Origin of the sequence: Pedobacter duraquae (assembly GCF_004362245.1) — a bacterium.
Taxonomy (GTDB): domain Bacteria; phylum Bacteroidota; class Bacteroidia; order Sphingobacteriales; family Sphingobacteriaceae; genus Pedobacter; species Pedobacter duraquae.
Genome location: NZ_SNWM01000005.1, coordinates 177,350 through 200,697 on the forward strand (window position 1 = coordinate 177,350; position 23,348 = coordinate 200,697).

Annotated in this window: 24 protein-coding genes; 15 read left to right on the plus strand and 9 right to left on the minus strand. The window is 42.4% G+C overall.

The annotated features are described in order from the left end of the window. The first annotated feature begins 9 nt into the window (after positions 1-9). The 9 genes from nuoL to CLV32_RS18715 are packed head-to-tail and all read left to right on the plus strand — an operon-like array spanning position 10 to position 9,235. Positions 10-1,902 carry an NADH-quinone oxidoreductase subunit L gene (gene nuoL / locus CLV32_RS18675; protein ID WP_133558693.1) on the plus strand — a complete coding sequence of 631 codons (1,893 nt, stop codon included), beginning with the start codon at positions 10-12 and terminating at the stop codon, positions 1,900-1,902. 20 nt (positions 1,903-1,922) lie between these two features. After that, the gene (locus CLV32_RS18680; protein WP_133558389.1) at positions 1,923-3,389 is read left to right on the plus strand and encodes a complex I subunit 4 family protein; all 1,467 of its coding nucleotides are present in this window, start codon (positions 1,923-1,925) and stop codon (positions 3,387-3,389) included. Positions 3,390-3,393: 4 nt separating this feature from the next. Further along, positions 3,394-4,767 carry an NADH-quinone oxidoreductase subunit N gene (locus tag CLV32_RS18685; RefSeq protein ID WP_133558391.1) on the plus strand — a complete coding sequence of 458 codons (1,374 nt, stop codon included), beginning with the start codon at positions 3,394-3,396 and terminating at the stop codon, positions 4,765-4,767. A gap of 45 nt (positions 4,768-4,812) precedes the next feature. Further along, positions 4,813-5,484 carry a DedA family protein gene (locus tag CLV32_RS18690; RefSeq protein WP_133558393.1) on the plus strand — a complete coding sequence of 224 codons (672 nt, stop codon included), beginning with the start codon at positions 4,813-4,815 and terminating at the stop codon, positions 5,482-5,484. After that, entirely contained in the window at positions 5,477-6,028 is a 552-nt protein-coding gene (locus CLV32_RS18695; RefSeq protein WP_133558395.1) for an inorganic diphosphatase, read from the plus strand. Before CLV32_RS18690 ends, CLV32_RS18695 begins: the two co-directional genes overlap by 8 nt. Next, on the plus strand, positions 6,029-7,354 hold the full coding sequence (locus tag CLV32_RS18700) for a hemolysin family protein (protein WP_133558397.1): 1,326 nt from the start codon (positions 6,029-6,031) through the stop codon (positions 7,352-7,354). Between the two features lie 11 nt (positions 7,355-7,365). Next, entirely contained in the window at positions 7,366-8,076 is a 711-nt protein-coding gene (locus CLV32_RS18705; RefSeq protein WP_133558399.1) for a 16S rRNA (uracil(1498)-N(3))-methyltransferase, read from the plus strand. After that, positions 8,073-8,732 (plus strand): DUF4159 domain-containing protein, encoded by a 660-nt coding sequence (locus CLV32_RS18710; RefSeq protein ID WP_208111054.1) that lies wholly within the window; start codon positions 8,073-8,075, stop codon positions 8,730-8,732. Before CLV32_RS18705 ends, CLV32_RS18710 begins: the two co-directional genes overlap by 4 nt. 2 nt (positions 8,733-8,734) lie before the next feature. After that, a complete protein-coding gene (locus tag CLV32_RS18715; RefSeq protein ID WP_133558402.1) occupies positions 8,735-9,235 on the plus strand; it encodes a biotin/lipoyl-containing protein in 501 nt (166 codons plus the stop codon). Between the two features lie 49 nt (positions 9,236-9,284). On the opposite strand, the gene CLV32_RS18720 is transcribed toward CLV32_RS18715, so the two are convergent. Beyond that, a complete protein-coding gene (locus CLV32_RS18720; RefSeq protein WP_133558404.1) occupies positions 9,285-10,892 on the minus strand; it encodes an SUMF1/EgtB/PvdO family nonheme iron enzyme in 1,608 nt (535 codons plus the stop codon). A gap of 166 nt (positions 10,893-11,058) precedes the next feature. Here CLV32_RS18720 and porV point away from each other — a divergent pair, with 166 nt between their 5' ends. The 3 genes from porV to CLV32_RS18735 are packed head-to-tail and all read left to right on the plus strand — an operon-like array spanning position 11,059 to position 12,982. Further along, positions 11,059-12,228: a type IX secretion system outer membrane channel protein PorV gene (gene porV / locus CLV32_RS18725; RefSeq protein WP_133558406.1), complete on the plus strand. Its 1,170-nt coding sequence runs from the start codon at positions 11,059-11,061 to the stop codon at positions 12,226-12,228. A 10-nt stretch (positions 12,229-12,238) separates the two neighbouring features. Next, entirely contained in the window at positions 12,239-12,721 is a 483-nt protein-coding gene (gene ispF, locus CLV32_RS18730) for a 2-C-methyl-D-erythritol 2,4-cyclodiphosphate synthase (protein WP_133558408.1), read from the plus strand. Positions 12,722-12,763: 42 nt separating this feature from the next. Continuing rightward, positions 12,764-12,982 carry a hypothetical protein gene (locus CLV32_RS18735; protein ID WP_133558410.1) on the plus strand — a complete coding sequence of 73 codons (219 nt, stop codon included), beginning with the start codon at positions 12,764-12,766 and terminating at the stop codon, positions 12,980-12,982. A gap of 84 nt (positions 12,983-13,066) precedes the next feature. Here CLV32_RS18735 and CLV32_RS18740 read toward each other — a convergent pair whose 3' ends face one another. The 8 genes from CLV32_RS18740 to CLV32_RS18775 all read right to left on the minus strand — a co-directional run bounded on the left by CLV32_RS18740 (position 13,067) and on the right by CLV32_RS18775 (position 19,464). Then, positions 13,067-13,597: a YceI family protein gene (locus CLV32_RS18740; RefSeq protein ID WP_133558412.1), complete on the minus strand. Its 531-nt coding sequence runs from the start codon at positions 13,595-13,597 to the stop codon at positions 13,067-13,069. An 86-nt stretch (positions 13,598-13,683) separates the two neighbouring features. Beyond that, positions 13,684-14,268 carry a Crp/Fnr family transcriptional regulator gene (locus CLV32_RS18745; protein WP_133558414.1) on the minus strand — a complete coding sequence of 195 codons (585 nt, stop codon included), beginning with the start codon at positions 14,266-14,268 and terminating at the stop codon, positions 13,684-13,686. 15 nt (positions 14,269-14,283) lie between these two features. Beyond that, positions 14,284-14,442, minus strand: coding sequence for a FeoB-associated Cys-rich membrane protein (locus tag CLV32_RS18750; protein WP_133558416.1), 159 nt, complete (start codon positions 14,440-14,442; stop codon positions 14,284-14,286). A 49-nt stretch (positions 14,443-14,491) separates the two neighbouring features. Beyond that, on the minus strand, positions 14,492-15,679 hold the full coding sequence (locus tag CLV32_RS18755) for a hypothetical protein (RefSeq protein ID WP_133558418.1): 1,188 nt from the start codon (positions 15,677-15,679) through the stop codon (positions 14,492-14,494). After that, the gene (locus CLV32_RS18760; RefSeq protein WP_133558419.1) at positions 15,651-16,502 is read right to left on the minus strand and encodes a type 1 glutamine amidotransferase; all 852 of its coding nucleotides are present in this window, start codon (positions 16,500-16,502) and stop codon (positions 15,651-15,653) included. The genes CLV32_RS18755 and CLV32_RS18760 overlap by 29 nt, the downstream gene beginning before the upstream one ends. Positions 16,503-16,508: 6 nt before the next feature. Next, on the minus strand, positions 16,509-17,612 hold the full coding sequence (locus CLV32_RS18765) for a carboxylate-amine ligase (RefSeq protein ID WP_133558422.1): 1,104 nt from the start codon (positions 17,610-17,612) through the stop codon (positions 16,509-16,511). Positions 17,613-17,630: 18 nt separating this feature from the next. After that, positions 17,631-18,734: an ATP-grasp domain-containing protein gene (locus tag CLV32_RS18770; protein WP_133558423.1), complete on the minus strand. Its 1,104-nt coding sequence runs from the start codon at positions 18,732-18,734 to the stop codon at positions 17,631-17,633. Positions 18,735-18,759: 25 nt separating this feature from the next. Then, positions 18,760-19,464, minus strand: coding sequence for an esterase family protein (locus CLV32_RS18775; protein WP_133558425.1), 705 nt, complete (start codon positions 19,462-19,464; stop codon positions 18,760-18,762). A gap of 168 nt (positions 19,465-19,632) precedes the next feature. Here CLV32_RS18775 and CLV32_RS18780 point away from each other — a divergent pair, with 168 nt between their 5' ends. The 3 genes from CLV32_RS18780 (at position 19,633) to CLV32_RS18790 (ending at position 23,333) form a co-directional block, all read left to right on the plus strand. Beyond that, the gene (locus CLV32_RS18780) at positions 19,633-20,454 is read left to right on the plus strand and encodes an alpha/beta hydrolase (RefSeq protein WP_133558427.1); all 822 of its coding nucleotides are present in this window, start codon (positions 19,633-19,635) and stop codon (positions 20,452-20,454) included. Positions 20,455-20,541: 87 nt separating this feature from the next. Continuing rightward, positions 20,542-22,347, plus strand: a complete 1,806-nt coding sequence (gene typA, locus CLV32_RS18785) for a translational GTPase TypA (RefSeq protein WP_133558429.1) — start codon at positions 20,542-20,544, stop codon at positions 22,345-22,347. A 269-nt stretch (positions 22,348-22,616) separates the two neighbouring features. Next, entirely contained in the window at positions 22,617-23,333 is a 717-nt protein-coding gene (locus tag CLV32_RS18790) for a 3-ketoacyl-ACP reductase (protein ID WP_133558431.1), read from the plus strand. Positions 23,334-23,348 lie beyond the last annotated feature (15 nt).

Sequence of the window (23,348 nt, forward strand, 5' to 3'; positions counted from 1 at the left end):
ATAATAATGATCATAGATTTAGTTTGGCTGGTTCCTTTAATTCCCCTTTTAGGTTTTATCATTAATGGCCTGGGGAGGAATACATTTTCTAAAAGCCTGATAGGTTTTATCGGCAGTGGGGTAATATTGATTTCCTTCCTCATCAGTGTCGCTATATTTTTTGCGCTGAACGGCAACCCTGTTCAATCACATGAGGTATTTTTGTTCGACTGGATCAGCGCTGGTCAGCTGCACATCCCACTATCTTTTCTGGTAGATCCATTGAGCAGTATCATGCTGCTGATCATTACTGGTGTAGGGTTTTTAATCCATATCTATTCTGCGGGATACATGCACGATGATGACGGCTTTGGTAAGTTTTTCAGCTACCTGAACTTATTTATTTTCTTCATGTTGCTGCTGGTATTAGGATCAAACTACATCGTTATGTTTATCGGCTGGGAAGGTGTCGGACTTTGTTCTTACCTGCTTATCGGTTTCTGGTTCACTAATGCCAGCTATGCTGCTGCAGCAAAGAAAGCATTCGTGATGAACCGTATCGGCGATCTGGGTTTCCTGATTGCTGTATTTCTGATCTTCACTACTTTCGGTAGCGTTGAGTTTGCTAAAGTATTTCCACAGGCTGCTACATTTATGCCTGGGCACCCAACAATTTTATTGATCACACTTTGCCTGTTCATAGGTGCTTGCGGTAAATCGGCACAGTTGCCTTTGTTCACCTGGCTGCCTGATGCGATGGCCGGACCAACGCCTGTATCAGCTTTGATCCACGCGGCAACCATGGTTACAGCTGGTATCTATATGATCGCACGTTCTAACGTGTTGTTCGACCTTGCTCCAGTTATTCAGCATTTGATTGCTATAGTAGGACTTGCTACGGCATTTTTAGGTGCGTTGATAGCCCTTACACAAACAGATATCAAAAAAGTACTTGCTTATTCGACAGTTTCACAACTCGGTTATATGTTCCTTGGCTTAGGCGTTGGCGCTTACGACGGTGCTTTTTTCCACGTCATTACCCACGCATTCTTTAAAGCTTTATTGTTCCTTGGCGCAGGATCTGTGATCCATGCCATGCACCATGAACAGGATATGCGACATATGGGTGGATTGAGAAAGAAACTTCCTGTGACTTTTATCACGATGCTGATCGGCACGCTTGCTATCGCGGGTCTGCCACCGTTTTCAGGTTTCTTCTCAAAAGATGAAATCCTGGCGCATGTATATGAGCATGATAAAGTGATGTGGGCGATAGGTGCCTTCACCTCGTTCCTGACCGCATTCTATATGTTCAGAATGCTGTTCCTTACTTTCTTTGGAAATTACCGCGGTACACACCATGCTGCAGAGAAAATCCATGAATCACCAAAATCTATGACGATTCCTTTGATCGTTCTTGCAGTTCTTTCTGCTATTGGCGGAATGATTGGGATTCCGGAAGTTTTGGGTGGGCATCACTGGTTGTCGCATTGGCTGTCGCCCGTGATTATGCACCATCCCGAAGCAGGAGATCACGGTACAGAACTTATGCTGATGGGTATTACCGTTGCCGGTGTTGTCGTATCTATTTTTATCGCTTACGCGAGATACATTAAACAGAATCATGTTCCTGTGGCCGACGAAGCAAAACGTCCGGCACTGGCCACCATTTCCTATCATAAATTTTATATAGATGAGATTTATGATACCGTCATTCGTAAACCGCTTGATGGTCTTTCAACCTTTTTCTACAAAATCGTAGATACTAAAATTATTGATGGTATCGTGAATGGATTAGGATGGACTACCAATGAGGCCAGTAAGGGCTTACGACTTGTGCAATCCGGCAATGTCGGATTCTACATCTTCATGATGGTAGTCGGCATTATTTCTATGTTATTGTATACTTATTTATCCATCTAAAAGAGCGTTCAGGAAAACTAATGGGACAACTTTTAATAATTCTTCTTTTCTTACCACTGGTTAGTGCCGTTATAACTGCATTTTCTGGTAGGTCTGCTAAGTACGTTGCTTTAATATCTGGTATCGCCTCTCTGGCTGTAGCGTTATTTGCAGTTGTTAATTTTACCGCCGACAGCAGTACGCAATTCGTTATTAATTATCCGTGGATAGCCACTTTTGGGATTAATTTCCATGCCGGTATTGATGGAATCAGCATGATCACCGTGTTGCTTACCAATTTACTGATTCCGATAATAATTTTGGCCAGCTTCAAACATCAGTATAAACAGGAGTCTGCATTCTTTGCGCTGATCCTGGCTATGCAAACAGGACTATTACTTGTCTTTACGGCAATGGATGCTTTCCTTTTCTATATCGGTTGGGAAGCCGCATTGATACCTGTATACTTTATCTGTGCAATTTGGGGAGGCAAAGACAGAATTAAGGTAAACATCAAGTTCTTTGTATATACCGTTGCGGGTTCATTGTTTATGTTATTGGGTATTATCTATCTGTATCTGCAAAATCCTGCACATAACTTTGATATCCAGGCATTATATAACCTAAGCCTGGATTCACAACAACAGGGATGGATCTTCTGGTCATTCTTTATTGCCTTTGCTATCAAAATGCCGATATTCCCTTTCCATACCTGGCAGCCGGATACCTATACTGAAGCTCCTGCAGCCGGAACAATGTTGCTTTCGGGGATCATGCTGAAAATGGGTATCTACGGGGTAATCCGTTGGTTATTGCCAATCGTTCCAGCCGGCGTGCAGCATTGGGGTGAAACAGCTATTATCCTTTCTATCATTGGTATCGTTTATGCTTCGTTAATAGCCTTTAAACAGCGCAATGCTAAAAGACTTGTTGCTTACTCGTCAATCGCCCACGTTGGGCTGATTTCAGCGGGCATATTTGCGTTAAACACACAAGGTATGCAAGGTGCAATGGTGCAGATGCTGAGTCACGGTATTAACGTTGTCGGGTTATTCTTTGTACTGGACATCATTAGCAGTCGTTTAAAAACAAATACTATTGAAGAGCTTGGTGGTATTGCAAAGGTAGCGCCACAACTGGCTATCGTATTCCTGATCATTTTATTGGGAACGGTAGCTTTGCCAGGCACCAACGGATTTATCGGTGAGTTCCTATTATTGATGGGGGTTTATCAATACGGGATCTGGGCGGCAGTAATTGCCGGTCTTACCATCATCTTCGGTGCAGTTTATATGCTGAGGATGTATCAGGGAATCATGCTGGGTAAAACTAACGACCTGACGATTGGTTTTACAGATATTCAGGGAACGGAAAAAATTACCTTGTATATCATTTGTGCACTTGTTATTATTTTGGGTGTATATCCAAAACCTATCCTGCATATATCAGAAGCCGCCGTGCAACATTTATTAGAACAGGTAAATCAAAAACTAATTTCGGTAAACTAGACAGATGAATATCATTATAACAATTACGGTTACAGCTTTAGTGGTGCTTTATGCAGGCTTGTTTAAAGCAAAAAAAGCTTTATTACCCTTAACCCTGCTTGGTTTAATTACCTCATTGGTTTTTGTAGGTACCTCATGGGATCAGAACACAGTTTCTTATAACATGATGCAGATGGACAACTATGCTTTGGCATTTTCTGGGCTTATCATCATCGGAACGATTTTCATTTTTCTCCTGACGCAGAACTATTTTGCTGAACATAGTGAGAATATAGCGGAGTATTTTACGTTGATTCTTTTCGCCCTGGCGGGGATGATCATTATGGTATCCTACCAGAACATGGCTATGCTGTTTATTGGTATCGAAATCATGTCTGTAAGTTTGTATATCCTTGCCGGCATCCGTAAAAGCAACTTCGCGTCTAACGAAGCGTCGCTAAAATACTTCCTGATGGGTGCATTCTCTACCGGCTTCCTTCTTTTTGGAATCACACTGGTTTATGGCGCAACAGGATCCTTTGATTTAACACATATTAACGAATATCTGGTTGGTAACTATAAGATCGTTTCTCCATTGTTCTACCCAGGTTTGATCTTGATCATGATCGGTATGTGTTTCAAGATTGGTGCAGCACCATTTCACTTCTGGACACCTGATGTATACGAAGGCGCGCCAAGCCTGATTACAGCATTCATGTCGACCGTAGTTAAAACTGCTGGTTTTGCAGCTTTTCTTAGGTTATTTGCCGGTACTTTCGCACCGCTACACGATTTCTGGCTTCCGCCATTGATGGTGATTGTATGTCTGACTTTATTGATCGGTAACGTCACTGCCTTGTTTCAAAAAAACTTTAAAAGAATGCTGGCTTATTCCAGTATCTCCCATGCAGGTTACCTGCTCTTCTCATTGATCACTTTATCGTCAAGATCGGCAAGTAACGTACTCGTATATGCCGCCGCTTATACCTTCGCCAGCATTATCGCCTTTGCGGCGCTGATTGTGGTTAAACAAAAAACCGGTAAAGATGATTTCGAAAGCTTTAACGGATTGGGTAAGAAGAATCCCTTCCTGGCCTTCGTATTGACAGTAGCCATGCTTTCTTTATCAGGTATTCCGCTTACAGCAGGCTTCATTGGAAAATACGTGATGTTTCTGAATGTAATGGGACAATACCAGATTTATCTGGTAGCGTTTGCCATTTTAAACGCACTTGTTGGCTTCTTCTATTACTTCAGGGTGATTGCCGCTATGTACTTTAAAGAAGGTTCTGAGCTTTCATTAACACTGCCGCTTCAGTACAAAATTGTATTGGTTTTTTCCTTGGTAATTACTGTTTTTCTGGGTGTTTTCCCGTCCGTAATTTTAAATCTGATATAAGGGGTTCTCTAGATAATTATTTGTAGTTTTACGAATAATCGAACTATGCACGATTTTTGGAACTCCATACAACACTATATAGCACCTGAAAAATTACTGAGAGAAGGTGGTTTTTATGTGGTGTTGTTTGTGATCTTTGCGGAGACGGGCTTGTTCTTTGGATTCTTCCTTCCGGGAGATTATCTGCTTTTCCTTGCCGGCATGTTTGTTGCAACTGGTAAATTGGATGTAAACCTCTTTGTATTGATTCTGGGTTTGGTAATTGCTGCAATTCTTGGTAATTTTACGGGGTATTGGTTTGGCAGAAAAACTGGCCCTGTTTTGTATCAACGCAAGGATACTTTCTTCTTCAAAAAGAAATATCTCAAGGCTGCAGAAGAATATTACAACAAGCAGGGTGCATTTGCGCTGATTATGGGTAGATTTGTACCGATAGTCAGGACTTTCGCTCCAATTTTTGCCGGAGTTGTTAAACTCGACTTTAAAAAATTTGCATTATATAATATTTTTGGAGCAATTCTATGGATTGCTTCTTTAACATTGCTCGGATTTTTTTTAGGCAGGAAATTTGAGAAAGAAATTAATCATTACCTACTTTATATAATATTAGGCTTTATCACTATAACTACGATTCCTGTACTCTATGCATTTCTGAGGAAAAGAACCACTAATTATGGGGATGATACAAAACAAACACTGAAAAATAAAAATGATTAAAGACGAACACCATCCGTGGCACAACGTTTCTCCAGGTAAAAACTTACCTGAGTCTGTAAATGCAATTATTGAAATCCCTAAGGGATCTAAAGCGAAGTACGAAATTGACAAAGATTCTAACCTGATTAAGTTAGACCGCGTACTCTTTTCTTCTGTAATGTACCCTGCTAACTACGGCTTTATCCCGCAAACTTATTGCGATGATAATGACCCTCTGGATATCCTGGTTTTATGTTCTGTTGACGTATATCCATTGTCACTTGTTGAAGCCAAAGTTATCGGCGTAATGCATATGGTGGATAACGGTGAGCAGGATGACAAAATCATCGCTGTAGCGAAAAACGATATGTCAGTAAACTATATCAACGACATCGAAGAATTACCTCCGCATACCATGAAAGAAATTGTACGTTTTTTCCAGGACTATAAAGCCCTTGAAGATAAAAACGTAACAATCGAGCACTTGCTTGGAAAACGTTATGCATACAAAGTTATTCAGGAAAGTATAGACCTTTACAACAGTACCTTTAGAGATCAATCTTAAATGGCCTTTCAGATATTCTTAACCTTTTTCTTGGTCGTCCTTAACGGCTTTTTCGTTGCAGCAGAGTTTGCAATTGTTAAAGTCAGAGCGTCGCAAATAGAAATTAAAGCTAAATCCGGTAATCGTGTAGCTAACATTGCCAAACACATTACCCTCCACCTCGATGGATACCTTGCTGCAACACAGCTAGGTATCACTCTTGCATCACTAGGACTAGGCTGGGTTGGAGAATCTGTAATGGAGCACCTGCTGCATAATCTCCTCACTTCCTTTGGATCAAGTCCTGAATTCGTAGATTCCTTCTCAAAAACGGCTTCTCCAATTATCGCCTTTTCATTCATTACCATTATGCATATTGTTTTTGGTGAGCTTGCTCCCAAATCAATTGCCATACAACGGCCGGTGGCGACGACATTATTCATCGCACTGCCCCTGCAGATTTTCTATGTGGTATTCCGCCCGTTTATCTGGTTGCTCAATGGTTTTGCAAATATCATCCTGAAGTTGTTTGGTATCTCTAATGTTGGTGGACATGAAGCTGTACATAGTACTGAAGAGCTTTATTACCTGCTGGACCAGGGAAAGGAAAGTGGTGCACTGGATACCAATGAGCATGAGCTGATCAGAAATGTTTTTGACTTCAATGAACGCGTGGTGAAAAACATCATGGTTCCGAGAACTAAGATCTCAGGCATCGAACTGGCTACCCCTAAGGAAGAAGTCATAGAGATGATTATTGCTGAAGGTTATTCAAGGATGCCGGTATATGATGATATTATCGATAAGATTATCGGTATAATCCACGCTAAAGACGTTTTGCCCTTATTGGCTAGTCATAAGGAGTGGACGCTGAATGATATCATCAGAAAGCCTTATTTCGTTCCGGAAACGAAGAAAATTAATGACTTGCTTAGCGAATTACAACAAAAACGAATTCAGATTGCGATTGTGATCGATGAATTTGGTGGTACAGCGGGTATGGTTACCCTGGAGGATATCGTGGAAGAGATTGTTGGTGAAATTCAGGACGAATACGATGAAGAAAAACCAACGGTAGAGAAAATATCTGATACCGAATTCGTAATCAACGCTTATGCAACGGTTTATGATGTTAATGAGCACCTGCCGCACGACTTGCCAGAGGATGAAGATTTTGATACCGTAGGCGGATTAGTGTCACATGCCTTTGGTAAAATACCAGAGGTTGGCGATAGTGAAGAGTGCTATGGTTACCTGTTCACTATTCTTAAGAAAACTGAACAGAATATAGAAACTATCAAGCTGGAACTGGTAATCCCGAAAGAGGACGCCGTAGACCTGCATTAAACTGATTGCCGATGCATGTTTTTTATACTCCTGATATCGAAGATGGTGCCGGTGCTTATGCACTAAACGAAGAAGAAAGTCGTCATTGCAGTAAAGTCCTTAGGTTGGGTATAGGCGATCAAGTATCATTGGTAGATGGCCGGGGCGGCCTGTATCAGGCAGAAATTGCATCAGAAACAAAACGGCAGGTAACGCTTAAGGTGATCAGCACAACGCTGGCTTATCAGAAGCGGAATCATCACCTGCACATCGCAGTTGCACCCACAAAAAATATTGAACGCCTGGAATGGTTCCTGGAAAAAGCTACAGAGATTGGTATAGATGAGATTACACCGATTATTTGCGCGCATTCGGAACGTAAAGTGATTAAGGAGGATCGATTGGTCAAAGTAATCACCGCCGCTGTTAAGCAGTCGCTTCAGGCTTACCATCCGCAATTAAATCCTGCTATCTCTTTTGCCGACTTCATCAGGAAGGAAAGCGGTGCACAAAAGATGATCGCGCATTGTATTGATGATACGAGTCGTACATACATCAGTGATATTGCACAACCACATGCTGCTTATCTTATTCTTATTGGTCCTGAAGGAGATTTCAGTCCTGCAGAAATCGATAGCGCTTTACAAAGTGGATTTAAACCATTAACTTTAGGAAATACAAGGTTAAGAACAGAAACGGCTGCCCTTGCCGCCTGTTTCGAGCTGAACTACTTAAACCGATGAAAATAAGAACAGGCGCAGTCTTTATATTAATCCTGTTCCTGCACTGTAGTTTTACGACGCCAACCTACAGGATGGCTAAATTAAAATATGGGGGAGGTGGCGATTGGTATGCTAACCGGACAGCCTTGCCTAACCTGATCGAATTCTGCAATAAAAATCTTAATACCAATTTCGCTGAAGAAGAAGCTACTGTAGAAGTAGGTAGTACCGAGCTTTTCAATTATCCGTTCGTTTACATGACCGGACATGGTAATGTGGTCTTCAGCGATTACGAAGCAGTTAATCTGAGGAAATATCTGAATGGGGGAGGTTTCCTCCATATAGACGACAACTATGGGTTGGATAAGTTCGTAAGAAAGGAAATGAAAAAGGTTTTCCCTGAACTTAGCTTTGTGGAACTACCAGTTAGCCACGCGCTCTACCACCAAAAATATCAGTTTCCCGGAGGTCTTCCAAAAATACATGAACATGATGGTCATCGTGCCCAGGGCTTTGGCCTTTTCTGGAAAGGTCGCCTGGTTTGTTTCTACACTTATGAAAGTGATTTAGGAAACGGTTGGGAAGACTATGGCACTTATCCTGCGGATAAGCAGGAAAGTCGTTTAAATGCGCTACAAATGGGCGCGAATTTGATTCAGTACGCATTAACTCAGTAAACATGTATACAGTAAAAGTTAACGAACAGTTCGAATATAAAATAGAAGATCAACAAGGGGTTATCTCAGTTAATGGTGATCCCGTAATTTTGGATATCGCAGCTGTTGCAGATGGGAAATTTCATGTTCTGCATGAAAACAAATCTTATAATGTAGAGCTTGTGGATGCTGATCCCTTAACTAAGCAACAAACAATTAAAGTAAATGGCACGCTGTATCATCTGGATATTGCTGATCAGTATGACAGTTTGTTGAAGCAACTTGGTATGGATGCCGCATTAGCAGCAAAAGTTCATGAGGTCAAAGCGCCGATGCCTGGGCTGGTGCTTAAAATCGTCGCGGCAGAAGGTGATGAAGTAAAGAAAGGTGACAACCTTATTATTCTTGAAGCTATGAAGATGGAGAATATGATTAAATCTCCTGCGGATGGAAAGATCAAGCATATCCCGGTAGCGCAGGGAGATAAAATAGAAAAAAACACCGTTCTTATACAGTTTCACTAGAAACAAAAAAGGAGCGATAAACGCTCCTTCTCAAATACCTATGTTTGTGTTAACTCTTTTTAGGGTTAAATGGTCTTGCTTTTTCAGCTTTAAACTGTGCCTTTCCTACAGAGCTAATCTCAGATGCGCCGAGCATAGTCATAGCACAACGGAAGCCGATATCGGCTGTAGCTTCGTCTTGGTTGAGGAAGCGTCTCGTTGCTGGATTCAACCAAAGTGCCTGGTCGTCCCAAGAACCACCCTTGTAAACTCTTGATTTATCGTTAACAAGTGTAGTCTCCCCATAAAGCTCACTTTGCTTGTCACGGTATCCACGCTGATCAGCATAGCTGTTTGACGCGGGTGTTGCCGGTGCTGGAGCCGCCGCTGCAGCTTGTTTTTCTGCCCAGGTCTGTTTTTTGCCAGATGTAGCGGCTACAAGAATTGGATTATTGTATTTGTCTTTAGCGATTTTTCCAGATGTTGGGTCAAGTGATTGTTTGTTTTGGTATAAGTTACCGCGATACGGGTTAAAAGCATCTGCTGCTTCAAACGTACCTTCGCGATATACATCAGATACCCATTCATTTACGTTTCCTGCCATGTTGTACAAACCGAAATCATTTGGCTGGTAAGAACGTACAGGTACTGTTAATCCACCCTTATCGTTTAATGTACCACCAACACCCATGTAATCACCCTTAGTACGTTTAAAGTTAGCTAAAATTAAGCCTCTGGTTGACTTCTTTGCTGAACTTAGACCTAATCCATTCCAAGGATATATTTTGTTGGTATTGACGTTCTCGTATTCAGTATTGCCAATCAGGCCAAGCGCGGCATATTCCCATTCAGCCTCAGTAGGCAAGCGGTAAGGTTGTTTCAATACTCCGTCCTCAAGTCTTACTGTACGTGTAGGAGTTGCTGCTCTTCCTTTTGCGCCTGCTGCTGGTGCAGCTGACGGACTCAAATCCCTTGGCGCATTTTTTCCCTTATCGTCATATTGACCATTCAGGTAAAGGTCAGTTGTAAATGGACCTGTTGGTTTTGCTGTAGGAGTTGCTCCAGCTTTACCTTTTTTAGCGGTACCGTTCAATTCAGCATAGCTAGTCATTTTACCCTGTGAACGCAATAAATTTTCATTCACCCTGTCCGTTCTGTAAACACAATATCTTTGCGCCTGTTCCCAGCTTACACCTACTACTGGATAATCCTGATATGCCGGGTGCCTCAGGTAGTTGTCTACGTAAGGTTCATTGTACGAAAGTGGCCTGCGCCATACCAGTGTGTCTGGAAGCTCATTGTAATAATATTCGTAGTCGGTAGGATAGGTGCTTTTGATCCAATCCAGATACTCAAGCCACTGAACATTGGATACTTCAGTTTCGTCCATGTAAAATGACGATACCGTTGTTTCCCGTTTGTGGTTGTAGTTGCCAAGTTCCTGGCCAGAAACTTCCTGGGCACTTCCACTCATCACGAAAACACCACCTTCAATTTCTACAAGACCCGGTCCCGGAGCACCTCTTCTATAATTATTGGCAACCTGAAAGCCACCAAATTCTTTTTTGTTATACTCCAGTCCGGTTTTTTCGGAGATGGAGGATTTCTTTGACTTACAGGAGATTATAGTAGCTATAACCATCAAAAGGCCAAATGGATATATGTATGCTTTTCTCATAGGATGCTTATCGGTATTACTCTAATAAGTAAAATTACGGAAAAAAAGGTTTATGCTCCAAAATATTGCCTATAAAAGTTTTAGCAGGGTTTAGCTTACAATTTCTTTGAAAAGTATCAGGACTATGCTAACTTGCAATAAAATCCTTTGATTTTTTTTATAGCGGATGAATTTGAAGTACTTTTTAAAGATTGCAGCGGGCGTTTTTTTATGCAACTTTTCATGGGCTGCGCACGCTCAGACTGTGCAGCCTGGTACTCAAACGAATGGCAGTGCCGCCAATAATGTGGTTACGGCTGTCCCTTTTTTGCTGATCACACCCGATGCACGTTCTGGTGGGATGGCTGAGACCGGTGTTGCCGTGCAACCCGATGTGAATTCCATGAGCATTAATCCGTCTAAACTCGCTTTTCTGGAAGCCCCATATGGATTTTCTGCATCCTACAGCCCCTGGTTAAAAAATCTCGTTCCTGATATAAACTTAGGTTATGTGAGTGGTTTCTATAAACTGGATAAAAGTAGCGTTATAGGTGGCTCCCTACGTTATTTCTCGCTGGGGAGGATCCAGTTTACCGATGCCAATCAACAGGATCTCGGAACGTACACACCTAGTGAGCTTGCTATAGATGCGACCTATGCCCGCAGGTTTGGCGATGAGTTTTCATTAGGTACTGCCGTAAGATACATCTACTCTAACCTCACGGCGGGGCAGTTTTCTGCAGGGCAGCAAACCAAAGCAGGTAAAGCACTCGCTGTGGATGTTTCCGCATATTACCGTAAGCCAACCTTTTTTCTGGGCTATGATGCGATAGTAGCCGCAGGGCTAAACATTTCTAATATTGGAACGAAAATGAGCTATGTGGATGCCGGAGATAAATACTTCCTGCCTACAAATATGAAACTCGGAGTGGCCTCAACTTTTATCATTGATGACTATAACGAATTTACACTGGCCTTAGACTTCAATAAATTGCTTGTGCCAACACAGCCGGTGTACGATACAAATGGAAATATTATGTCCGGTAAAGATCCGAACCGTTCTGTACCTGCAGGTATCTTTGGTTCTTTTAGCGACGCCCCGGGAGGGTTTAGCGAAGAATTGAAAGAGGTGACGGCTGGACTCGGATTAGAATACTGGTACCACAAACAGTTCGCTTTCCGTACCGGATATTTTTACGAGAGTCCGAAAAAAGGCGATAGGCGTTATCTGACGCTCGGTGCCGGATTAAAGTATAATCAATTTAATCTTGATGTAGCTTATTTACTCGCTAATGCACAGAAAAGTCCGTTAGCAAATACCTTAAGATTCAGTCTGCTGTTTAATTTCGGCAAATAAAAATATACGCATGAAAATCAAAGTAGGTTTCGGGTTTGATGTACATCAACTCAAAGATAACCATCCATTTATAGTTGGCGGCGTAGACCTCCAGCATCACAAAGGAGCCTTTGGGCATTCGGATGCTGATGTGCTCCTGCATGCCATTTGCGACGCGCTGTTAGGTGCAGCAAATCTCAGGGATATCGGTTTCCACTTCAAGAATACCGACCCGCGCTGGAAGGGTATTAGCAGCATTGTTATCCTTAAGGAAACGGTAAAACTGATCGCCGAAAAAGGCTGGTCTATTGGGAATATTGACGCCATGCTCTGCCTGGAAGCGCCAAAGATTAACCCTCATATTCCTGCCATGCAGCAGAATATTGCAGCCGCCATTGGTATGGATATTGAAGACATCAGTATCAAGGCAACTACCAACGAAACAATGGGTTTTATTGGCAGGGAAGAAGGCGTGGTAGCCTACGCAGTATGCCTGATCGAACGCCCCAGATAAAACAATTCCTTCTATTACTGGTTAGTAAAAGAAAAAGAAATTATGAAACACGTAATCAAAATGGGTTGTGCATTTTCTTTTGCAGCCCTCTTATTTAGTGCCTGTACCATGGGCGATAAGGGAAGTGAAAAGGTTCCCGATTCATTAAGCATTGATACCACCCAGCAATCGTCAATGTCCTCTGGAACGACAACGACAGGGATGGATTCTGCGGGTGCAGACAGTACCACTAAAGATTCTACAACAATGCAAAAAAAATAGTCATTTAACTCCCAGGTTGCCTAAACAAGCCTGGGAGTTAAACGACTATTTAAATAATCTCGAAACCCGAGGGTTCGGTTTATATTAAGCTTGTTTCACAAACTGTAACTCGCCAGCAACACGTACTTCATCGCTTAACATCACACCGCCTGTTTCAAGCGCTGCATTGTAAGTCAATCCGAAGTCGCCTCTTTTAAATTTGCCGCTCATCGTAAAACCTGCTTTTGTGTTTCCCCATGGATCTACAGCTGTTCCACCAAACTCAACATCCATCGTTACCGGTTTAGTAACGTCTTTGATGGTCAGGTTTCCGGTTAGTTTATAATCATCACCGTCTTTTATCAATGATGTAGATTCGAAGGTGATAGCCGGGAATTTTTCAGCATCGAAAAAGTCACCTGTTTTAAGGTGTCCATCTCTATCAGCATTTGATGTATCGATAGATGCTACCTCAGCCTTGAATGATGCTTTGGCGTCAGAGAAATCTTCTGTTTCAGTTTCCAGTTCAGCAGTAAAGCTTTTGAAGCTTCCTGTTACTGTAGTGATCATTAAGTGTTTTACTTTGAATTGTAGTTCGCTGTGTGTTGGATCTAATACCCATTTAGTAGTTGCCATATCTTTTATTTTTTTAGATTCGTTTGAATACAACAAATTTACGGCGGGATAGTTGGTCACACATTGATGTATGATAAGAAAAATTTCTAGCGGAAATGCTTGTTGGCAAGATCTTTACGTACGCGACTTAGAGATTCCGGCGTGATGCCAAGATAAGAAGCAATCATCCATTGCGGGACGCGCAGGGTGAGGTTTGGATATAGGCGTATAAAATCGAGATAGCGCTCTTCAGCGGTTGCGCTGAGCAGCATGTTAATCCGTTTCTGCATAAAGCGAATCGCATTATTCAGCATGGTATTATTAAGTTCGTTGAAGCCCGCTACATGTGTAGCGCCCACAGTGAAATAGTCTTTTGGAATGATAACAGCTTTAGTGGGTTCAATGGCGTCCACATAGAAGTCTGATGCCTGATTAAACATGCTGTTCCGTTCGGAAAGCCACCAGCCTTCAGGAGCAAATTGAATCACATGAGCTTTGCCTTTACTGTCAATAGAGTAACTCCGCATCAATCCATCCAAAACAAAATAAGTTTTTGATGATGTGTCGCCTGCAGATAATACCAATTCATTTTTCTCAAACGTTTTTACCTTAAGGTCTTTTGATATCAATTCAACCTGTTCGTCAGTAAGGGCTATTTTAGTTTTCAGGTAATTGGTAAACTGTTCAGGCATATGGGAGTCAGAAAGCTATTTTTGTTTGGGCTCTATAGCCGAGAAATCAACGCCACATTTGCAGTTCGACCCACATCCTCCTTGTTTTGGTGAGATAGAGCGATAGATCATGCGGCCAACGTACCATAAGGCGGCTACAAAAAGTGCAAACAAGATGATCGTTTGAATATCCATATACAAAGCTAATTATTCTTATGCAGATCAGGGTCTACAAATTGTCAATTTAGGGTTCCATTAAACCTACCGTCCCACCTACCCAGTCAAAGTCTTTGTTATAGCGTACGCCAATCATTTTCCCGCGACTAAGTCTTGCCAAGTTGATGCACAACCTGGGCTCCTGTCCGTCTGGCCAAAGGTACAACAACCGGATTTCGGCTTTAACACCGCCGCTTGGCGAAATTACAGCAGGTTCATACTGCACCTTTTTTTGGAGGATCCAATTTTCCGGGTCTTCAATTTTATCAATATCTGCCCGGCTCACATCGATGATCACACCCATTCCTGCGAAAGAAAACAACGGTTTCAATACATAGTCATGCAGGTTCTCCGGTAAGGTGTCGAGCGTATTCAAGAACCAGGTTTCAGGAACAAATTTACTTTTCAGAAACGGCATAGTATACTTGCTGATTCGGTAAAACCAATTGGGATGTGTTACCCATTCCACATCTAGTTCAGCCCGGGGGTCAAAACAATCCATAAAAATTTCTGGTTCTTCGGCTACTTCGTCAAAAATAAGCCGGTTGTAAATCCTTTTAAGGCGAACATTGACACCATTCTCCCTGTAAAAAAGTTGATCACCTTCCTTGAAAATATCTGTCAGGCTTAATATTTTGATCCCTAGCAGGTCTGCAGTAATGAAAAAGTCGATCGCTGTTTTCTGATGAATAGCGTCTAGGTCCATTAATGCCACTTCATGTGGCTGGTGTTTGCCAACAATGACCTCCCTGAGTAACTCGATATACGTATCGCGATCGAGGCCATTAAATAGTGGCGTAAGTGTTTGATCAAGCTCAAAACCTTTGATGTATTGTTCGGCCAGGTGTAATTGAAAACCATATAACGAAGGGAATCCCTGCAGCTCTATCAGCATTGGTACAAGCTGGCCTGCATCGTCTTTACAGATCCCAAAATCAAAGGCCAGGAAGTGGGGGTGGTCATTTTCGTTGGGCACTTCCCAGACAAGAGGTATCGCATCACGCGTTAAGGCTTTAAAAGCAGAATCTTTAATAAATTCAATAATCTCGTTGCCGGCTGTAACCAGCATTTCCTTTAAGTCCGCAGGAATAAAAATTGGCGTTTCCGCTACGCGGAAGGCAAGATCTGGGTACCCCTGACCTAATCCCGATAAAAATTGCTGATATTTTTCTTCAGAAAAATCTTTGTTAAACTGCTCCCTGTATTTTTTGATCATGATTTCTGATGGTCTGAATGGCTTCGTTTAAAAAGTTTGGCAAGATGATACTTTGTGTTAGCGTAATCCTGGCAGGATCATCCAGACTGTGCAGCATATCTTCGTACTTTTCTATCCCATGGTTATCAATAATGGCTGTTTTTTTCTCCTCCTGGAGTAGGTACATCTTCATGCCCACAGGATCTGCCTCGGGATGAAACTGCGTGCCGATGATTTCTTTAGAGAAACGGATCGCCATCATACAACGCTCAAGGTCTACATGTGGACGTTCTTTTTCCAGTGCGAGGATCGCCGCTCCCCTGGCCTTAAAAACGTCTTCATCAGGTTCTATAACCTGCCAATCTCTGCTATCTACAGAATAAAAAGGGTTTGTTAAACCGTAAAAAACTGATTCCTCTGCGCCAGCTTCTGTCAGCGTGATCGGAAAAATTCCAAAGGCGTTAGATTTTCTATTGGTTACCTTTCCTAATCCATATTTTAGGCAGGCGAGCTGGAACGAATGACAGATCAGAAAAGCGAATTTCTTCTCCGTTTCGTGCGTATCATTAAATGACTGTATTTGGTCCAGTAACGTGAAAAAATCATGCTCCCAGACGCTTCCATTGCCGTCGTATGGGCTGCCAGGCCCTCCTGATGAAATATAGATATGGTAATTCAAATCAGGTAAAGCTCCATGTTGTCTCAAATCAAATATGTCGAACTGCAGGTCAATATCCTGTTCGTCACGATACTTTTTTAAGATCTCCTGTATGCCGCGCATCCCCTGATTGGGCGCACCATTGTTCATGTCAATGACGGCCACCTTCACCTGATTTGAACCCATCCGATTTTATTTAGCTCCGATTAATGTTTGCGATGTAATGTAGTCTACAACGGATTCAAAGTTACCTGTTTGTCCATAAACCGCCAACTGCCTGTCGGCACCGGTACCCTGTTCGAGGATCTTGTGTACATATTCGATATCCTTCCTGCAGCCCAGTTCATCTACCACATCGTCTACAAAATCAAGTAATTCAAGTACAAGATTGCGGCAGTTTACTTCCATTTCCTTACCAAAATCAATCAGGTTGCCGTCTATACCATAACGCGCTGCGCGCCATTTGTTTTCATTGATCAATGCACGGGAGTAGCTGATAAACTTCATGTTTTTCAAACGGAGCTTATACAGCTTCGCACACAGGGCCTGAAAAAGTGCTGTAAAGGCCATTGTTTCATCAATGAGCATCGGACAATCACAGATCCTGAATTCTATAGTTTGGAAGAAGGGATGTACCCTGATGTCCCACCAGATCTTCTTTGCATTGTCAATACAATTCGTTTTAATCAGCAGCTTAACATAATTGTCGTAGTCTTCAATACTGTTGAAAATATCGGGAATCCCCGTTCTCGGGAATTTATCAAACACCTTTGTGCGGAAAGATTTATAGCCTGTGTTCCTCGATTCCCAGAAGGGGGAATTGGTAGATAGCGCAAATACATGGGGTAAAAAGTAGCGTACCTGATTGGCGATATGAATTGCCAGCTCGCGGGACTGAAAGCCAACATGAACATGCAGGCCAAAGATGAGGTTTGATCTCGCTGCTTCCTGAAGCTCATTGACAATTTCGCTATAGCGTGGGTGTTCCGTAATCAGTTGCTTTTCCCAATGTGAGAACGGATGGGTTCCGGCAGCACCGATGCGTAAACCCTGTTCGCCGGCAAGCTGTGATACCGTATACCTCAGCTGTGAGATCTCTGCACGTGCCTGCTCGGTGTTTCTGCAAATACCTGTGCCCACCTCAACTACTGCTTGATGCATCTCGGCTTTGACCTGATCTTTATGGATCTTTTGCGCAGCCTCCACGATCTTCTGATCGTGGGAAGTAAGCTCCCTTGTGATGGGATCCACCACCATGTATTCTTCCTCGATACCGAGTGTGAATTCGTTTTTCATACTATCCCCCCTAATCTATTATTTCTTTTTTGCCGGGCTGGCCTTTTTAGCCTTCGGAGCCGCCGCTGCCGGTTTTTTTGCTACGGGTGTCTTATTAGCGGCTGCTTTCTTAACAGCCGTTGCTGGTTTCTCGTCTGGTGTGGGTTGGATGGTGATTAATGCATTGTCCACTAGCGGAGCTCCCGAAGCCGCACTTTTCAGATACGTTCCCCAGGTAAGGTTATCCAGGCCATCTACCTGCTCACGTGCACGCTCAATAGCATAACGTGCAGATGTATCTACCACCCAATCAAAATTATCCTGACCAACGCTGGTTACTTCAGCATCAGGAGCCGGATTGCAGAAGTCAATCGCATACGGAATGCCATCTCGCACCGCAAATTCTACGGTATTAAAATCGTATCCCAGGTATTGATTAAGTGTAATTACGTAATCATGGATTGTGCTGAGTAGTTCATCACTAGACGGGCCATTTTCTACCACGTAACGCAGATGAAAAGGGTTCCTTGGTTCATACTGCATAATACGTACATATTTCCCGCCGATGCAATAACACCTGAAGTATTCATCAAATTCGATCTCCTCCTGTAGCATCATCACAGTCTGCTTAGTCTGACTATGTTTGTCGAAGAAATCCTCCCGATCATGCAATTTGTAGACCTCTTTCCAGCCACCGCCGTCAAACGGTTTCATGTAGGCAGGAAATCCAGTGTATTCAAATATCGCTTCCCAATCCATTGGATAGGCCAGGTTGCTGAATGAGGCATCTGAAGTATCGTCGGGGTGCTCTCTGGATGGGATCAGCGCTGTTTTAGGAACAGGAATACCCAACTTTACAGCCAGCGCGTTATTGAAGAACTTTTCATCCGCACTCCACCAGAAAGGGTTGTTAATCACAGCAGTGCCGGTAATCGCTGCATTTTTTAATGCCGCACGGTAAAAAGGAACATCCTGAGATATCCTGTCAACGATCACTGCATACCCCAGGGGTTCGGCCTGAAAAATTTTGTCGATGGAAACATATTCTGCCTGGAATTCATCGCCGGCAAGCTCATTTACCCGTTTTACGAAAGCCTCAGGAAATGATCTTTCTTTCCCAAATAAAATACCTATCTTCTTCATACTGTTCGATATAATTGTTTCTTTTTTAAAGTTGTCCTAAATAGTCTGGAAACATTTGCCGCCAGATCGGCCAGTCATGTTCTGCATTGGGTCTGATATCCAGCCAATGGTTGATTCCCTTGTTGTTCAGGATTGCAGAGAGCTGTTCGTTATAAGGTTTGCAGATATCTCTTTCCGCTGTTCCCAGAACAATACGCATATTCCAAAGATCTCCATTTGTTGCCGAGGGCAGGTAGTCTACAGGATTGTTATAATATACATCGTCATTATAAAATCCATCCAGCTGACCTTTGATGTCAAACGCGCCACTCATACTGAACATGTGGCTTACCAACCATGGGTAGCGGAAGGCGAAATTTGCGGCATGATATCCTCCAAAACTGCAGCCCGCGGTAATCACTTTACTAAAGCCGGTTTCATTTCTAGCCCTTGATACCACTTCTTCAAGTATCATCTTGTCGTACCACATGTGGTTTTTTACCCGGTCTGCAGGGTGGATATCTTTATTGTACCAGCTTTGCGCATCTATACCATCGGGGCAGTAGATTTTCACCTTACCACTATCAATGAAATGCTGCACAGCGTCAATAAGCTTAAAATCTTTGTTTTCGTAGTATTTACCTTTACTCGTTGGAAAGAGCAAAATCGGATATCCGCTATGCCCAAAAGTCAACATATCGATATCCTGATTAAGGTTGGGACTATACCACTTAATATATTCTTCCTGCATGGGCGTTAGTTTTGGTTTATAAGTTAGGAAAGAACCGGTTGATTAACAAAAAAATGCATTGATTGTTAACGAATTCTGATGATAAAGTAAAAAATCGATCTGATGGCTGGCAGTTTTACAGAGATTACTAACTTTGCAGCTCGATTTGTGAGAAAGATATTGTAGCTTATGTACACCCTTATGCCATTCCCTGAAGTCATTGTTCAGACCCATGTTCTGACATCAAGCTTTTTAAAGCGTGATGTGGAATTTAAGGTTTACATGCCCGAGCAGCTGCTGGGCAATGAGATTCTGAACCTCTTATTACTGAATGACGGGCAAGAATCCGATAACCTCGGACTTAAGGATACCTTGCAGGATATGTACGCCCAGGGAAAAATTGATCCGGTTGTTGCCGTGGCAATTACTGCGGGTATCGATCGGATTCAGGAGTACGGTGTTGCCGGCAATCCTGATTTTCTAAACCGTGGGTCCAAAGCGTCTGCCTATAGCTCATTTATCACGCAGGAACTGCTGCCTTTTCTGAAAAGTACAATTGGTTACCCGATTACGGGCAAGCGGGGCATAGCAGGTTTTTCGCTTGGGGGATTAAGTGCATTTGATATCGCCTGGAATAACGGAGATCAGTTTGATGTTACAGGCGTGTTTTCCGGCTCTTTCTGGTGGCGTAAAAAAGACCTTAAGGATGGTTATAGTGATCATGACCGCATTATGCATCAGGTTATCCGTGATAGTGTTATAAAACCAGCTGTCAGATTTTGGCTGATGACAGGTACGGATGATGAGCAGGCCGACCGGAACCGCAACTTTATCATTGACTCTATTGATGATACTGTGGATATCATTAAAGAACTTATGGCAAAGGGTTACCAACGCCCTGAAGACATTGGATACTATGAAATGGTAGGTGGAACACACCACATCAGCACTTGGGCAAAGGCATTCCCTGCATTCCTGTGCTGGGCATTCGCCAGAAAAATTTACAGTTAAACAGCATTTCAATTATTATATCCCTTACTAATAGGCTGATATATCGATTTAAAAGCTTATCTTTGCGCCAAAATACAGGCGCATTTTATGCAAAAAATTAGAAACATAGCTATTATAGCACACGTTGACCACGGTAAAACTACATTGGTTGACAAGATTTTACACACTTGTTCTATTTTTCGTGACAACGAGCAGACAGGTGATTTGATACTTGATAATAACGACCTGGAGCGTGAGCGTGGAATTACCATCGTTTCAAAAAACGTTTCTGTTAGGTATAAAGATTATAAAATTAACATCATCGATACTCCTGGTCACGCCGATTTCGGTGGTGAGGTTGAGCGCGTATTGAAAATGGCTGATGGTGTTTTGTTGTTATGTGATGCTTTTGAAGGTGCAATGCCTCAAACACGTTTCGTAACTCAGAAAGCTTTGGCTTTAGGTTTGAAACCTATCGTTGTTGTAAACAAGGTAGATAAAGAAAACTGTCGCCCGGAAGAAGTGTATGAGCAAATCTTTGAATTGTTCTTCAACTTAGAGGCAACAGAAGATCAGCTTGATTTCCCGGTAATCTACGGTTCTTCTAAACAAGGCTGGATGAGTACTGACTGGACCAAGCCAACTACTGATATCTTCCCATTGTTGGATGCTGTTATTGATAACATCCAGGCTCCGCCAATGTTGGAAGGTACTTTGCAAATGCAAATTACTTCTCTTGATTACTCTTCTTTCGTTGGTCGTATTGCCGTTGGACGTGTTCACCGCGGTGTGATTAAAGAAAACCAGCCAGTTACGTTGATTAAACGTGATGGTAAAATGGTTAAATCGAGAGTAAAAGAACTATATACTTTTGAAGGTTTAGGTAAGATTCGTACTACTGAAGTTAAATCTGGTGATATTTGCGCTGTTGTAGGTATCGATGGTTTCGATATCGGTGATACCATTGCTGATTTTGATGCACCGGAACAATTGCCGGTAATCAAAATTGATGAGCCTACAATGAACATGTTGTTCACCATCAATAACTCTCCTTTCTTCGGTAAAGAAGGTAAATTTGTTACCTCACAACGTATTAAAGAGCGGTTATACAAAGAGATGGAGAAAAATCTTGCCCTTAAAGTGGTTGAGACCGAATCTCCTGATTCTTACCTGGTATATGGAAGGGGTATTCTCCATTTATCAGTATTAATTGAGACTATGCGTCGCGAAGGTTATGAGATCCAGGTTGGACAGCCACAGGTTATCATCAAAGAAATTGATGGTAAGAAATGTGAGCCGGTTGAGACTTTGATCGTTGACGTACCTGGAGAAGTTGCTGGTAAAGTAATTGAGCTTGTTACGCAACGTAAAGGTGAATTGCTGATCATGGAGCCAAAAGGTGATCTACAACATTTAGAGTTTGAAATCCCTGCACGTGGTATCATTGGTCTGAGAAATAACGTGCTTACTGCTACAGGTGGTGAAGCAATTATGGCTCACCGTTTCAAAGCTTACGAGCCTTGGAAAGGTACTATCCCTGGAAGATTGAACGGTGTACTTGTTTCTATGGAAAAAGGTAACACTACCGCTTATTCTATCGATAAACTACAAGATCGCGGACGTTTCTTCGTTGATCCGGGAGTTGATGTATATGAAGGTCAGATTATGGGTGAGCATATCCGTGATAACGACTTAGTCGTAAACATCGTTAAAGGTAAAGCATTAACCAACATGCGCGCTTCTGGAACGGATGATAATACACGTATTGCACCTGCCATTAAATTCTCTTTAGAGGAAGCAATGGAATATATCCAGGCTGATGAGTATATCGAAATTACTCCGGTAAGCATGCGTTTGCGTAAAATCTACCTGACGGAAAATGAGCGTAAAATCAATGCTAAAAAATTCCAATAGGTAATAAATAACTGACTGAGAACCGGTTTATCCGGAGCTCAAAATTAAGGGCTGTGTCATTCATGATGCAGCCCTTTTTTGTTACAGATTATGAATATGAATAACCTTTTCTGACAGATTAATAACAGGTTATTAAATCGGAGAATACAGGGGTTTATCCCTGCTATGTCCCTGTTATCCCCCTGTTATCTGCCTGTTTTGCCCCTGTATAGAGCGATTTAGCGCAAACATTTTTTATTCATTATCTTTGCACTGTTAACAAGTATATTATGGAATCTATACAGGGTAAGAATGCACTGATTACGGGTGCAGGTAAAGGAATAGGAAGAGCAGTTGCTATTGCGCTTGCGCAAGAAGGCGTGAACCTCGGTTTAATTGCCAGAACACAGTCGGACCTCGAGACATTGGCAGCAGAGGTAAAACAATATCATATCAAAACCGCGATTGCTGTAGTTGATATCTCAGACATGGAAGCAGTTAATTCGGCAGTCGCAGCTATTAGCGCCGAACTTGGACCTATTGATATTCTGATTAACAATGCCGGTATTGCATCTTTTGGGAAGTTTATGGAGCTGGAGCCCGCAAGATGGGAAGAAATAGTTCGGGTAAATGTTTTTGGAGCATATTATACGACCAGGGCAGTTTTGCCAGCGATGATAGAAAAACAAGCCGGAGACATCATCAATATCTCTTCAACTGCAGGTAAAAATGGTGCTGCGGTGACCAGTGCATACAGCGCATCTAAATTTGCATTGATTGGACTTTCAGAATCACTGATGCAGGAGGTGCGTAAACATAATATCAGAGTGAGTACATTGACACCGAGTACGGTTGCCAGTGATCTTTCTAAAGAGCTGAACTTGACGGACGGGAATCCTGAAAAGGTGATGCAACCTGAGGATCTTGCAGAACTTATTATCGCACAGCTGAAGTTAAACCGCAGAGTATTTTTGAAAGAAGCAGGCCTTTGGTCTACAAATCCATAAAAAAATAAGGGCTCA